Annotated in this window: 13 protein-coding genes; 8 read left to right on the top strand and 5 right to left on the bottom strand. The window is 52.2% G+C overall.

All coding sequences use genetic code 11. The annotated features are described in order from the left end of the window. The 3 genes from FBQ85_17110 to FBQ85_17100 form a co-directional block, all read left to right on the top strand. Positions 1-548: helix-turn-helix domain-containing protein (locus tag FBQ85_17110; GenBank protein ID MDL1876867.1), on the top strand; the 548-nt coding region annotated here is incomplete at its 5' end. Positions 549-1,130: 582 nt separating this feature from the next. Next, positions 1,131-2,489 (top strand): hypothetical protein, encoded by a 1,359-nt coding sequence (locus tag FBQ85_17105; GenBank protein MDL1876866.1) that lies wholly within the window; start codon positions 1,131-1,133, stop codon positions 2,487-2,489. Next, entirely contained in the window at positions 2,458-2,928 is a 471-nt protein-coding gene (locus FBQ85_17100) for a T9SS type A sorting domain-containing protein (protein MDL1876865.1), read from the top strand. The genes FBQ85_17105 and FBQ85_17100 overlap by 32 nt, the downstream gene beginning before the upstream one ends. Positions 2,929-3,176: 248 nt before the next feature. On the opposite strand, the gene FBQ85_17095 is transcribed toward FBQ85_17100, so the two are convergent. The 5 genes from FBQ85_17095 to amrB all read right to left on the bottom strand — a co-directional run bounded on the left by FBQ85_17095 (position 3,177) and on the right by amrB (position 8,450). Then, positions 3,177-3,947 carry a hypothetical protein gene (locus FBQ85_17095; protein MDL1876864.1) on the bottom strand — a complete coding sequence of 257 codons (771 nt, stop codon included), beginning with the start codon at positions 3,945-3,947 and terminating at the stop codon, positions 3,177-3,179. A gap of 315 nt (positions 3,948-4,262) precedes the next feature. Next, entirely contained in the window at positions 4,263-4,967 is a 705-nt protein-coding gene (locus FBQ85_17090) for a hypothetical protein (protein MDL1876863.1), read from the bottom strand. A 568-nt stretch (positions 4,968-5,535) separates the two neighbouring features. Then, positions 5,536-6,840, bottom strand: a complete 1,305-nt coding sequence (dgt, locus tag FBQ85_17085) for a dNTP triphosphohydrolase (protein MDL1876862.1) — start codon at positions 6,838-6,840, stop codon at positions 5,536-5,538. Between the two features lie 48 nt (positions 6,841-6,888). Continuing rightward, on the bottom strand, positions 6,889-7,443 hold the full coding sequence (gene amrA, locus FBQ85_17080) for an AmmeMemoRadiSam system protein A (GenBank protein ID MDL1876861.1): 555 nt from the start codon (positions 7,441-7,443) through the stop codon (positions 6,889-6,891). 113 nt (positions 7,444-7,556) lie between these two features. Further along, on the bottom strand, positions 7,557-8,450 hold the full coding sequence (gene amrB / locus FBQ85_17075; GenBank protein MDL1876860.1) for an AmmeMemoRadiSam system protein B: 894 nt from the start codon (positions 8,448-8,450) through the stop codon (positions 7,557-7,559). A gap of 279 nt (positions 8,451-8,729) precedes the next feature. Between amrB and FBQ85_17070 the strand changes: the two genes are divergently transcribed. The 5 genes from FBQ85_17070 to FBQ85_17050 form a co-directional block, all read left to right on the top strand. Next, positions 8,730-9,356 carry a hypothetical protein gene (locus tag FBQ85_17070; GenBank protein ID MDL1876859.1) on the top strand — a complete coding sequence of 209 codons (627 nt, stop codon included), beginning with the start codon at positions 8,730-8,732 and terminating at the stop codon, positions 9,354-9,356. An 18-nt stretch (positions 9,357-9,374) separates the two neighbouring features. Beyond that, positions 9,375-9,980: a molybdenum cofactor guanylyltransferase gene (locus FBQ85_17065; protein ID MDL1876858.1), complete on the top strand. Its 606-nt coding sequence runs from the start codon at positions 9,375-9,377 to the stop codon at positions 9,978-9,980. Then, complete coding sequence (locus FBQ85_17060; protein ID MDL1876857.1) at positions 9,842-11,332, top strand: hypothetical protein; 1,491 nt, start codon at positions 9,842-9,844, stop codon at positions 11,330-11,332. The genes FBQ85_17065 and FBQ85_17060 overlap by 139 nt, the downstream gene beginning before the upstream one ends. A gap of 73 nt (positions 11,333-11,405) precedes the next feature. After that, a complete protein-coding gene (locus FBQ85_17055) occupies positions 11,406-12,275 on the top strand; it encodes a DUF72 domain-containing protein (protein ID MDL1876856.1) in 870 nt (289 codons plus the stop codon). 164 nt (positions 12,276-12,439) lie between these two features. Then, on the top strand, positions 12,440-12,633 hold a 194-nt coding region (locus FBQ85_17050), incomplete at its 3' end, for a 2-oxoacid:acceptor oxidoreductase subunit alpha (protein ID MDL1876855.1).

The raw sequence follows: 12,633 nt of genomic DNA, 5'->3' as shown, positions 1-12,633 counted from the left end.
ACGAAAAGACCAGCCACGTGCCTATCATCATGCTCACCGCGAAAGCGGACAGCGAGAGCAAGGTACACGGCCTCGAAACCGGCGCAGACGATTATCTCATCAAACCGTTCGATTCCAAAGAGCTACTGGCGCGGGTGCATAATCTCATCAAACAACGCCGGCAATTGCGCGAACGTTTTAGCCGTGAAATCGTTTTGAAGCCGCAGGACATCGCCATCACGCCGAGAGATGAAGTCTTTCTCAACAAAGTGAAGGCGGTGGTTGGAGAACATCTGAGTGACGATAACTTTGAAGTGGAGGAATTGGGCAGGCAGGTGGGTATGAGCCGCTCACAGCTTCATCGCAAGCTGCGCGCGCTCACGGACCAATCGCCGAGTCAGTTCGTTCGCTCCATGCGCTTGGCGCGCGCGGTAGAATTGCTCAAAAAAGATGCGGGCACGGTGGCGGAGATTGCCTATCAAGTCGGTTTCGGCAGCCAGGCCTATTTTACCAAATGCTTTCATGATCAATTCGGCTGCAGTCCGAAGGAGTATGTGAAGCCTGTTTAAAAGCGATAGGATGATCTTTCAATAATTTGGGATTGGGAGGGTATCTCTTCCAAATCTTCGTCAATCCAACCTCTTGATAAAAAAACGTTCATAAATTCTTTCCAATTATTCATAAGCCTCTCGGGGTGTGTTGTCTCACAAGCCCGCAATGCTGCTTTGGCTTAAGCTAAAGTTTTTCTTTTGACTTATCCCGCCTATCTCATTCCTCCCTTCCGCTGGCATCACACTTGAAATGACAGCAATGCAACATAAGTTAAAAACTTTGCGACATACGTGAAAGATTTTGCGCTGGTCTTTTTGGTAATTTGCCGCACCAGTGTTCAATCAATCTATTTTCTATCTTATTAACCCAAAGATCGGAGGTACTTTTATGACCACACAATTTAATGTTGACGCAGCGGAATTCGAGAAACTCGATACCCTAGGAGACAAAGCTCTAGACCAGGTCAAGGCTTTGGAAAAAGAATCGTTCCAAGCTATGGGGCTTGACGTTTGTGGGCATGTCAGAAAGGTTATGCCGGTACTCAAAACCGTGCAGTCAATTGTCTGTAAGCTAAAGTTTGTGCCTGGGCTCAAGCAGGCATGCAAAGCATTGGAAACAGTTATTGCAGCTCTCGAATCCATTTGTCCGGTTCCATCCGAGGGGACCTGAAAATTCGTTGTTTTGCTGGTCGGAATAGGATGGCAGCCCTTACGGCAGCGGGGAATCTGACTTTTAATAAGATTCCTCGCCGCTTCACTCTCATCGATCTCTCAAAGCTTTCAAAGACAATGCAGTCTCTGATCCTAAACCTAAAGAGAAAAGACATGAAGACCCAAATTACCTTTGCAGTAATTGCGTCGCTGTGCTTAACGGCGTGTCCTCCATGGATAAAACCAGGAAACCAGAAGCCAGACCTGGTAATCACCAACTTTAGCGTTTCACCTCCGTCACCTGAACCGCAAAAGAATGTGAAAGCTAATCTCACCGTGCAAAATCTAGGCAAAAAATCTGCCGCAAGATTTTCAGTGCGTTGGAGGCCGTTCGAGAGCCATCCAGGTTTCTCGCAGGACATTTCGGAATTGAGTAGTGAAGAGTCAAAGACAGTTGCATTTGAATTTGCCTATTCCAACACTGGCGCGTTTGCTTCTGAAGCGACCGTTGATGCGCAAAACGCTGTGGATGAATCGAATGAAGCCAACAACACGAGTTCGCTTACCATCAATGTTGTTCCTCCAGTAAAAGCAGATTTGTGGATAAGAGATATCACTTTTGATCCACCAGAAGCCGAAGTTAACCAAACAATGCGAGCGAGCGTTGTCGTTGAAAACGCGGGCCCGGGCCCCGCTGGAAGTTTCGTTGTTATGTGGCGGCCTTACCCTGGGCACGCGGGGTTAACCAAGCCGGTTTCCGGCCTGCATGCTCAACAGTCGAGTTCACTTGCGTTTGAATTCATCTACAACAATAGCGGGCCATTTCAAACCGAGGCCATTGCAGATGTGAATCTACAAGTTAGCGAAACCGACGAAGCCAACAGCAAAATTCTGGGCATCGTTATCCGTCCAAGAGCTCCAGAGTCAATGGCCTATGAAATTAGGGTAAAAACTGGCAGCATAGAGGACGCGGGAACGGATGCGAAAGTTTATGTTATACTGTGGGGAAAAAATGGGAAGAGCGATGAATTTCAATTGGATAATGCGGAAAATAATTTCGAGAGAAATAATACGGATATATTCGCATTTCGCACAAAATATTTAGGAGAGTTTGAAAAATTGCGTATCCGGCACGATAGCTCCAAAAAGAAGCCGGGCTGGTTTCTGGATTACATTGAGATATCAGAAAAAGAAGGAAGTAATCGGTGCTGGAGATTTGATTGCTTTCGATGGCTGGCAAAAGATGAAGATGATGGACAAATCGAACGCGAGTTGAATGCGCTACAATGCGGCGCGAAGACAAATTGAAGACTGTTGTCGTTATATTTATTCGAATCGCAGATTTTATTTGAGGGAACAATGGTGTAGAAATTTGCGGCGCCTTTGGATAATTAGGAATTACCTTGGCGCCTCCACAATGGGAGTACTTCGAGTTCTTAAAGGTTTCCTTCTTTGGTCGTTGAGTCAACGTAACAACTTGGAAACATCATTTTCAAAACAATCACTCAACGGATCGTTCAAAATCTCAAATGACTATTTCAGAGCGGGTCGAATCAAAATCGAGGTTTACAATTTGGCCGGGCAACTGGTGCGAACGTTGATCGATGCGCAGCAAGTAGCCGGACGATTCAAATTGAATTGGGACGGCAAAGATAACCTCGGCAAGCACGTTGCATCCGGCGTTTATCTGTATGAATTGCAGGCTGGCAATTTCTGGGCGAAGAAAAAAATGATATTGATGCGCTAGCGCCAACAAAAACCCGCAGAAGGCGCTCTCTGAAACCAACCGTTCCAAATCAAAAGCCCCGGGCATCAACCGCATGCTCGGGGCTTTTGATATTGCAATCAGAATGTCGGCACTGCACTACTGTGGCGCGGCACAACTGCGCGAAAGCCCTTCCTGGCCGGCGCGCCGATTTGCGGCGACCATTGTCCGCATTCCACCCATAGTCAAAACATGAACTGGCGGCTGCCAGTTTCACATGAGAGGTGGCATCAACTGTACACGGGACTCTCTTCCATCTCCTCCTCTTCTTCTTCAACCACTTCGAGCTGCTCTTTGCGTCCCCAACGCGCACGCGCGGCGGAAGCCAGACGCAACAGCAGCAACCCGCCCAGGCCGACACCGACCCAGACATAGCCGGCTTGTGCGACTTTATTGTCGGGCGAAACCAGCTTCGCACGGCCGTCTGAGGAGATTTCGAACAACACCGCCGCGCTTGCCGCAGCGACCGGCTTCTCGTCCTCGACAGCGCCGGGGAACTTAAAATTCAAAACATTTTCACGGCTGATTAACGCGCCGTGATGCCGCGCCGTCTGGGCGGAAGGCAATTCCGTGAACAACTGATTGGAAATTTTCAAACGTTCGGGATGGCGCAGCACGGCGTACCAATGATAAATAAAAAAGCGGTCGGGCACGGCATCGGGAGAAGCGGGTGAGCGGAATGCAAAGTAGGTGCTGTCCGCCGCCAGGGGGCGCGCTTCGGATTCGAGCTTTACATAGGTTGCATAATATCGCAGAATCGCATTGCTGTTATCGGAAAGCTCGGCCTCATCGAGGCGATAATCCGCATTTTGATCGAGGGCCGGCAACGCCGTCAACAGCGCCTGCGGCGAAATTTCTGATTCCACCCAAATGCCGTGTTTTTCGATGCGGATTTTGGTTTTGGTGTCGAACGTTCCGCCAGGCGGGACAGCCTGGCTGCCGGCCGCCAACAAGAGCACAATCAAAATAACAGCAAATTTCTTGAACATCGAGATTTTCATATCGTGGTTTCCTGTAGCATCTTCGTCCTGAATCATGATGGGAGTCCGTCCGTTATTCGAATTTCTTGACTCCATCCATCTATCGTCAAGCACAACATGAGCAGAGAGCGTGTGCATTGATGATTTCATCACACGTTGACAGCGCAATCTTACGCAAAGGCGGTGCCATAAGGCCTGGCCGAAACGCGACAATGATGTAATCGGTTAGTTGCTTGAATTGTTTTGTCTTACCGGAGGAACTGCTGTTGGCGAGGTGTGTCTGAGCCAAATATTGTGGGAAAAACTTTCCCAGTGGTTGTAATGAGATTTCTCAGTTCAAAAACTGATCTGCCAACTCAAGCCGACGGCAACAGTCCCTGTTTCCGGTAACGGCACGCCCCCCACTGCCGGGCGAGGTTGCTCCGGCAACGAGGTCAGCGCATCAAAAAAAGAATAAATCCAAATGCCGCTCGTGAGCACGGCGGAAAGATTGCGCGCACGATTGAGCGTGTTATAGCGCCGATACGTGGCTTCCGCTTTTGCAATCGTTGCTGCGGATAAATAATTCTCGCGCGCTTTTTCCCGGCGCAAGTGCAGGGCGGCAGTCGCGACGAGGCCCGCGCCCGCCGCCGCCATCAAAATGCGGCCCTGCGATTTTTGGTTTTTATACATCTGTCCCAACCCCGGAATGAGCAGGGAGCGCAGCGCAGCTTGCGGCCGGGGATCCGGCACGACGAGATAACGCTGGCTGACATGATTATGCCCGTTGCCCATCGCCAGGTTGTTTTTCAACTCCGCCAAAAATTGATGAATCTTCGGCGAGACATACAGCGAATCCAATTTGAGATTCGGCTCGAGCGACAACGCCTGCTCGAATTGCGCTTTGGATTCAAAAAAATCACCTTCACTATAAGCAATAACGCCAAGCACTTGATGCACTTCAATCACTTGCTGCGGCGTCAAATGCTGCCAGCTCTGCAACGCTTGTTCACCGGCCTTTTTTGCCGCAGCATAGTTTAATTGTTGAAAGGCATTTCGCATTTCAATCACGGACTCTGTGTTTGCTTGAGCAAACACAGACCCAAATGCTGCCAGGCTTAACAAAAGTGAAAGCCCTGCAATATTGATGTAAAATCGCCAAACATTCATGCCGGTTCGAAAAAATCATCAACGCCTGCTTTAACACGCAATCTGCTCAGCAGTAAATAGATACCAACGCTAGGCGCTGCGGATTTTGTTAGCTGTTAGTTACATTCAAAATAACATGGCATGCGAGGAAGGAATATCTGCAGAAAACCAGGAATTGCGGCGCACCCGGACGATACTACAGTATGCGTTACCCTAATTTGCAGGAGTGATTTCTTATGAAATGTCATCCAGGGATCCTGTGAAGTATAGCTAAAAACTTCACAGGATCCCTTCTGAGATGACAAGGTTGAGAGGTTTTACAAGGCGGCCGTGTACTAGAATCGCAATTGTCTGCGCCAATTTTCAGACAAGTTGAAATTTCGAAATTCGTCGCACGGGACGGTGTCAAACTTTAAAAAATTCTCCAGCGGATTGAAAAACCCAACGAATTAAAAACCGTGGGGTTCTTTAATCCGGAGGATCATGATGGCGCGAGAGGCGGCTTGCCTCTTCGTCCGCGGCGCAAGGCATACAAATCAACTTCCGGCACGGGCAGGCCGAGTTCGCGCAAGCGATGGAATTCGGCAATGGCAAAATTATCCGTCATGCCGGCAATGAAGTCGGCAATGGCACGCGCACGCTCCGCCGGCGCATGATTGTGCGGCATAGCGGCAAAAAGCTGGGCGGTTGCCGGAATCAAGCTGGCATCCTGCAAATACAGCCGGAAAAGGGCGCGCAGCATTTCGCGCGCTTCTTCATCGGCATAGCGCACTTCCGGACGGAAAATGATGCGTTGATAAATAAACTTGTTTAATTCGTTTTGCATCACATCGACGCCGGCGCTGAAACGAATGATTTCTTCGTCAAACCGGGGGCAGCCCGCAGGTTCGCGCACAAAGGTTTGCAAGCGGCGCAGGCCTTCGGAAATGAGATCGCTGACCAGCAGATGAATCAAACCGTTGATTAAACGATTGTCATACAGATAATGATTGTTGCGCCGCTGCTCGCCGAGGTTTTCGCTATGCTCCACGCGCCGCACAATTTCGAGGGTTTGAATTTCCTCCAGTGAAACCAGGCCGGCGCGCAAACCGTCTTCGAAATCATGCGTGCGTTGCGCCACTTCATCGGCAACCGCAACGACCTGGCCTTCCAGCGTGGTCGCAACCTCCCGCTCGAAAGCCAAACCGTTGGTGTTAAAATCAGGGTAAGCATATTGGCCGCGCTTCAACCGCGTGTGTTTGAGAATGCCCTCACGCACCGCGGCGGTGAGATTAAGCCCGGGGAAATCATATTTTTGTTCGAGGAGATCGACAACGCGGAGAGATTGATAATTGTGTTTGAAGCCGCCATACGAACGGCCCGGCAACGAATCGTCCAGCGTGTCGCGACCTTGCAGGATGTCGTCCAAAACTTTTTCGCCGAGATGGCCAAACGGCGTGTGGCCAAGATCATGGCCCAGAGCGATGGCCTCGACCAGGTCTTCATTCAAGGCCAGCGCGCGCGCAATCGTGCGCGAGATCTGCGCGACCTCGAGCGTGTGCGTCATACGCGTGCGGAAATGATCGCCTTCGGTAATGAGAAACACCTGGCGTTTGTGTTTCAAGCGACGGAATGCGCGCGCATGCACCAGGCGGTCGCGATCACGTTGAAAGGCGACGCGATACTCGTGCTCCGGCTCGGGGTGCAGGCGGGTGGCGTGCGCCTCGCGATTGCGGCGCGCATAAGGCGCGAGCCATTGTTCTTCCAGCCTGAGCCAGTCAGCGGTTGTGCGAATGCGGTAGGTCATTTCGATTGGAAATCGAATGGCGGCGTGCAGAGCGCCCGCGCGCGGGCGTCATGACAAATCGTCTGAAAAAACCTCGGCATCAAAGTAAAACAGCTCGGCTTTGGGATTCTGCCAGGCATCTTCCGGCAAATTGGCCTTCCGGCAAACATGCCGCAGAAACGTATAAACATCCCATTGCCGGCCGCGGGCAACTTGCGGCAACAACAAGCCGTGCCGCTTGCCCAGCCGCACCATCAGGCCATGCACGCCGAGCCGGAACTCTTCCAGCGAAACCAGTGCGCGCAACGGCGTGATCACGGAAATTTCAAGGCGTAACTGCTCAAGCTCATCCGCCGACACCGGCTCGAAGCGCGGATCACTGCAGGCCGCGGCCACTGCCATCGCCTTCACGGTTTCGGGAAGCGGGGTTTGCGGTTCGATATTGCCGATGCAGCCGCGCAAGTCCTCGCCGCGATGTAGGCTGATGAAAACGCCGGCGCGTAGACTTTGCAGTTCTTCCAAAACGCCATCAGCAGCCGCGGCTGCGGGTTCGCCGCGCAGATGCGCAGCGACCGCATCGCGCGCCAATTTCAACAACAAATCTTTTTGCAAACGGGTCAACATGATTCGACCTCTTTTGCAGAAATTGCGAGGCTTCGAGATGAAACGCTTCGCACAGACGGGATAAAAAAGCCTCGCCCCCTCGAGAAGATACTCATACAAATCAGCGGACCCGACTACGAATTGCCGGCCCTGTTCATCCGTTCAAGCGTGGCGGAGACATAACCCACCACCGCTTCGTAATCACCGCCGGAGTCGCCGGAGTTTTGATAACAAAGAATCTCGGCGTCATCCGCGCCAAGTTCACGCGCGGCGATCATCGCGGCGACGATCGGGCCTGCGCCGCAGGCTTCGCAAACGCGCGAGTGCAAGGCTTCAAAAACCCGTGCAGGATCGAGGGTTTGCAACAATTGCATGAAATAAGCATCAATACGCCGCGCTTCGTGATACTCGTGATAATGTGAAAGGTCCGAACTCGCGACCATCACGAATGGCGTTTTTGCGGCCATTTCCGCCAAAGCCAGGCCCAGGGCTTCGCACAATTCCCAGGATTGTTCGCCCATCACAATCGGCACAATCGCGCAATCCGGCAGGGCCACCTGCAAGAAGGGTAATTGCACCTCAATCGCATGCTCTCCGCGAGATTCTTCAGTGCGATGGCCATGCCAGGCTGACATGAAATAATCGTGCTTGTGCAGAAGTTGTTCGGCAATTGTTGTTGCCACCGGCAAATCCCCCAAAGGCGTGCGAAAGCTTTGCCCGGTGAAAATCGAGATAAACGGAAAGCGTTCCCAATGACTCGGCGCGATGAAAATCACGGTGTCAACATGCTGATGGCGCAAGCGTGCATACGTATGTGCCGCCACGTTGCCGGAGTAACGATAGCCGGCGTGCGGCGCAATGGCCGCCAAAAGTTGCGCAGACGCGGGTTTGACTGCCGCTTGCGCCAGCATTTCTTGCACATGTTGCCGCAGCAATTGCGGATGGTCCGGATAGAATTTTCCCGCCACGGTCGCCCGACGGACGGCATCTGCTGCGACCGGTTCGATCTTTTTATGCCTATCAGCCATTACACATACCTACAAAAACAAAAAGGCACAACCGGATCGTCATGCCTTCACTGTCGCTGTCTCTCGAAAAAATTATGTATCATCGACGCAACCTCCTCGAACGACGTGCAAGTCAATCTAGCATAATATTCAGGAATGTCAATGAGTTTTTGCCGGCGCAATTTTCATGAAAAATATTGATTCCAGAGAATTATTCTTGCTTATCTCCCGTTCTCGGGTTAGAATAAGTTCGATCCGAAAAACGCGGTGATCAAACGCTCATGTGCGGAAGGAGGCGAGATGGAGACGCTGTTGAAACTGGGCGCCGGCGCGGCGATCGTGTGGTTCCTATTGGGAGGGCGCGGGGCGTTGGAACCAAAACAACGCGTGAGTCTTGCGCCCCCGGATACCGCAACGGCAATTGTGACAACCGTTGCAGCGCCGCGCACGCCCGCGGTTGCCATCAATTCCTTGGAGTTTCTGCAAGATCACAGCAAATATATTCTCAAAATGAATGCCATCCAGGTTGGCGCTTATCGCTTGCCGAGAGCGGACGAGCCGACTGCTGCCGGCAGTATCTCGATACCGTGGCAAACGCTGAGCGTGAATCCGTTTGATTTTCCGCTTTCTGTGCCCGAGGAAGAACGGCGCAAGCATTTGGCCGGGTTGATGGCTGCGGAGGGCAAACGTGTGCCGGAGCCGCGCGCATTTCTGGTGCTGGAATTTCCGAACGGCGAAAAATATCTCACAGAAACATCAGACACCGGCAGCGTCATCAAATCCGGCACGGTTGCCTGGCATATTCGCGATGAGGCGGCGGATCTTGCGTTCCTGCAAACGCTCGGCGAAAACGCCAATGCCGTTTGCTTTATTCTCGATGATGTCTTCTTGACATTTGAAGAAGTCCGGGTGCAGTCACAGAAATGAATCATCCCCTCGTCGAGCATGCCTTTGATTCTCAACAGCGCCGCTCTCATTTTGGCGGGCGGAAATAGCAGCCGGCTGGGGCGCGCGAAAGCCTTTTTGCCCTGGCAAGGCATGACTTTCATCGAAACGCTGGTCACGAATTTGAAGGACGTTTGTCAAGAGGTGTTGCTCGTGACAACGCCGCAGCATGATTTCACCTCTCTGCCTGTGCGCATTGTTCATGACATTCTCCCCGGCAAAAACAGTCTTGGCGGTTTATATGCCGGCCTCCGGCAATCAAACCAGCCGGTGAATTTTGTATGCGCGTGCGATATGCCTTTGTTGCTGCCGGCTTTGGTGCGCAACCTGATCGACAAACTCGAAGGATTCGACGCCGTTGTTCCTTTTGCGCATGATCGCCTGCAGCCGTTGTGCGCGGTTTACACCAAAGCTTGCTTGCCGTTTATCGAACAGCAGCTTCAGCAGAATGCGCTTCGCATGACGGCATGGCTCGCACAGGCGCGCGTGCGCATTGTGCCGGAGGCGGAATTGCGCGGCATCGATCCCGCGCTGCGGTCATTCTTCAATGTCAACACCGAGGAAGATTACCAGAAGTTGCTCGAGGCTGCACACCCTCGGCTTTGATGCAAAATATCTTCTGCAATCGCTTTCATGCGGAGAACACCATGCGCGTTTTGTTTGTTGCCATGCTCTATTTGTTTGCCGCTGGCTTGATCAGTTGCACTAAAAAAAATCAGCCGGCCCAGCCGGAGGCGCCCAGTGACGCCACGTTCGCGATGATTCAAGCGCAAGTCTTCGATGCCAGTTGCAGCAGCAGTTCATGCCATTCGACGCAAACACGCGCGGGCGGCCTTTCTTTAGTTGCGGGCGAGAGCTATGCCAATCTCGTCAACGTCGATCCTGCCAATGAGCAAGCCCGAGCAAAGCGCTGGCAGCGCGTCATGCCCGGCAAACCGGACTCAAGTTTCTTGATGAAGAAACTGACCGGCACAGGTCCGAACGAGGGCAGCCTCATGCCGTGGGGCACCTCGGGTTTGTCGAGCATCAAGATCGACGCCATGCGCGCATGGATCAAAGCCGGCGCATCAGAGACTGCGCATGTTGCGGACGCGCCCAATCTCTACACCGCGCCGCCGGAATCGGAACCGGCTTTTGTGCCGCCGGCAGCGCCGCCTCCGGACGAGGGTTTTCAAGTAAGCGTCGGCCCGTTTTATATTGAACCAGGAAAAGAGCGGGAAATTTATTCCACCGTTAACGTGGATTTGCCGGCGGATTACACGATAAATCGCATCGTCATCAAACAGCCCGAGGGCAGTCACCATTTTATTGTGTATCGCTGGAAAACCGGTCCACCGCCGCCGGCAGGCATTCGCGACTTCGACCCGCGCCTGCCTTCGTCATTTGAGGGCATTTTGAATCGCGAGTTTGTGGGCGGCACGCAAACGCCGGAGATCACAATAGAGTTTCCCGAGGGCGTCGGCATTCCGTTGCCCACGAATGTGACTTTTGATTTGAATTCTCATTTTGTCAATACCAACGGCAAATCCAGCTTGAAGGCGGAAGTCTATGTGAACTTCTACCGCGCGCCGGCCGGCAGCGTGATACACAGGGCCAAAGTTCTTTTTGAGAACAATTTGTTTATCGATATTCCGCCGGGCGCGACCAAAACCGAAGGCGCGAATTGGATTGCCGGACGCGAAACGCATGTCATCGCTTTATCATCTCACATGCACCGGCACGGAAAACGCTTTAAGATTTCTCGCATCCAAAACAATCAAATCGGCGAAACGGTTTATGAGAACCTGGAGTGGGACAATCCACACACGGTTTACTTCAATCCGCCGCTGGTGATTCCTCAAGGCGATGGATTGCGCTATGAAGGCACCTACGTGAACGACGACAAACCGTTTGCGCTGCGCTTCGGATTCTCCGCCGAGGATAATGAGATGTGCATCATGACGGGATATTATTACTGAACACCATCACGTTTTGCCATTGCCCTGGCGCTTGCCAGTGGCGCAATAACCCTGAACTCAAAATTCAAGACTCATGGATTTGCCGCCCTCTCGAGCTGTTCCTCAAAATCTTTTTATCGGCATTGCTGGCTGGCAAGACCCGGCCCTGCTGCCATTGCTCGCAAGTCAAAATTTCAACGGCGTGCTTGCGTTTCTGGCGCGCGCGTTCAACCTCATTGAAATCTCCTCGAGTTTCTATCAACCGCTCGATCTCAAAACCGCACAACAATGGCTCGATTTGACGAAAGACAATCTCCGGCTTCGCTTTACCGTGCGCTTGTGGCAAAAACTCGTGCGTGAACATTCGGCCAACTTCAAAACAGATGTCCACCAATTCAAAGCCGGCCTCGAACCATTCGTACAGAGCAGGCGTTTGGGCGCATTAATCGCGCCTTTTTCGCCGGCGTTTCGCCAATCTCGCGCAAATCAAGATTGGATATTGGGGCTGGCAGATGCGTTTGCGGGCTATCCGTTCGTGATCGAATTGCATCATCATTCCTGGCAAGAGGCCGGGGCGCAGCAGGATTTGTTGAACAGCGGCGCCAGCATTGCGCATGTCGATCAGCCGCGGTTTGGGCGATCGTTTATATTCAATCAAAAAGCGCCCAGCCGGCTTGCCTATTTGCGTTTTGACGGGCGCAATCAAGCCACCTGGCTGGAAGCAAACGCAAGCCGCGATCAGCGCCATGATTATATTTATTCTGCGGCGGACTTGGCGACCATCGCTGCCAACATAAAAACCCTGCTTGGGCAAACCTCGGCCTGCTATGCCGTTTTCAACAATTATACCAACGGCCAGGCGCTCGCCAATGCCTTGCAGTTGCAAGCGGCGTTGACCGGCGCCGGCATAAATGCGCCCGCCGCGTTGCGGCATCGTTTTCCATTTCTGGAAGAAAGAATTTGATTTTTTGCCTGCACGGGGCGTATATTTCTCGCTATCACTTGATTACGATTCCGCCTTCGACTTCAGCGCCGATTTTTTCTTTGCTCCGTTGCGGTTCAAAACGTTTCAAGTGCTTCAGATAAAACCTAATTCCTTCAATTTGAACTTGAGTCAAGAGGAGTATTGTGGAGACTGCTGTTCAACACCTGCCCCCGACTGTTCCGCAAAATGGCAAAGCTACTGTCAACGATTTCAATATTCACGTTGCGACCGCCAATGGCACCGGCAGCCAAAGCTCAAACTTGGTACTGATGCGCGCCATTTTCCAGATGGGAATTCCGGTTTCCGGAAAAAATCTCTTTCCTTCCAACATTCAAGG

The organism is Cytophagia bacterium CHB2 (genome assembly GCA_030263535.1).
Lineage (GTDB): Bacteria > Zhuqueibacterota > Zhuqueibacteria > Zhuqueibacterales > Zhuqueibacteraceae > Coneutiohabitans.
This window is presented reverse-complemented; position numbering and strand designations above follow the sequence as displayed.

Excerpts from the sequence above, each read along its gene's own strand:
- FBQ85_17055 (MDL1876856.1), top strand. The coding sequence starts at position 11,406 with ATGGATTTGCCGCCCTCTCGAGCTGTTCCTCAAAATCTTTTTATCGGC.
- amrA (MDL1876861.1), bottom strand. The coding sequence starts at position 7,443 with ATGTTGACCCGTTTGCAAAAAGATTTGTTGTTGAAATTGGCGCGCGAT.
- FBQ85_17065 (MDL1876858.1), top strand. The coding sequence starts at position 9,375 with ATGCCTTTGATTCTCAACAGCGCCGCTCTCATTTTGGCGGGCGGAAAT.
- FBQ85_17095 (MDL1876864.1), bottom strand. The coding sequence starts at position 3,947 with ATGAAAATCTCGATGTTCAAGAAATTTGCTGTTATTTTGATTGTGCTC.
- FBQ85_17060 (MDL1876857.1), top strand. The coding sequence starts at position 9,842 with ATGGCTCGCACAGGCGCGCGTGCGCATTGTGCCGGAGGCGGAATTGCG.
- amrB (MDL1876860.1), bottom strand. The coding sequence starts at position 8,450 with ATGGCTGATAGGCATAAAAAGATCGAACCGGTCGCAGCAGATGCCGTC.
- FBQ85_17100 (MDL1876865.1), top strand. The coding sequence starts at position 2,458 with ATGCGCTACAATGCGGCGCGAAGACAAATTGAAGACTGTTGTCGTTAT.
- FBQ85_17070 (MDL1876859.1), top strand. The coding sequence starts at position 8,730 with ATGGAGACGCTGTTGAAACTGGGCGCCGGCGCGGCGATCGTGTGGTTC.
- FBQ85_17105 (MDL1876866.1), top strand. The coding sequence starts at position 1,131 with ATGCAAAGCATTGGAAACAGTTATTGCAGCTCTCGAATCCATTTGTCC.
- FBQ85_17090 (MDL1876863.1), bottom strand. The coding sequence starts at position 4,967 with ATGCGAAATGCCTTTCAACAATTAAACTATGCTGCGGCAAAAAAGGCC.
- dgt (MDL1876862.1), bottom strand. The coding sequence starts at position 6,840 with ATGACCTACCGCATTCGCACAACCGCTGACTGGCTCAGGCTGGAAGAA.